General features: G+C 48.3%; 1 protein-coding gene. It reads left to right on the forward strand.

The annotated features are described in order from the left end of the window. Window positions 1-507, forward strand: a 507-nt coding sequence (locus tag R8N49_RS30575) for an FxsA family protein (RefSeq protein WP_318190881.1), incomplete at its 5' end; no start/stop codon positions are given. Window positions 508-513: the final 6 nt, after the last annotated feature.

A 513-nucleotide genomic window follows, 5' to 3' on the forward strand; every position in this document is an offset into this window, starting at 1 on the left:
TTATTATTGGCGTTTATTTTCGTCCCAATCATTGAAATTGGCTTATTTATTCAGGTGGGGGGCTTTTTAGGTCTCTGGCCAACCATCGCATTAGTGCTGATCACGGCATTTGTTGGCGCGTCATTAGTGCGCAGCCAAGGTATTCAAACCTTGATGTCTGTTCAGGGCCGTCTTGAACAAGGCGAAATTCCAGCACAGCAAATTTTTGAAGGTGTGATGCTAGCGGTTGCCGGTGTGCTATTGCTGACACCCGGCTTTATGACCGACGCGTTGGGTATGGTGGTATTGCTGCCTGCGCCGCGTGCCGCGATTGCGAAATACTTGATGAGCAAGATGGTCGTCAAAACCATGCATGGTGGTGGCTTCCAAGGTGGTTTTTCAAACCAAGGGCCATTTGAGCAAGATCCGTTTCATCGTGACCCGTTTGATTCTCGCTCGGACAACGGCAACACCTTCGAAGGTGAATTCGAGCGTAAAGATGACGATGATCGTAATAAGCTCAACTGATTGAAT

The sequence above is a fragment of the Vibrio sp. 1978 genome (assembly GCF_033344345.1).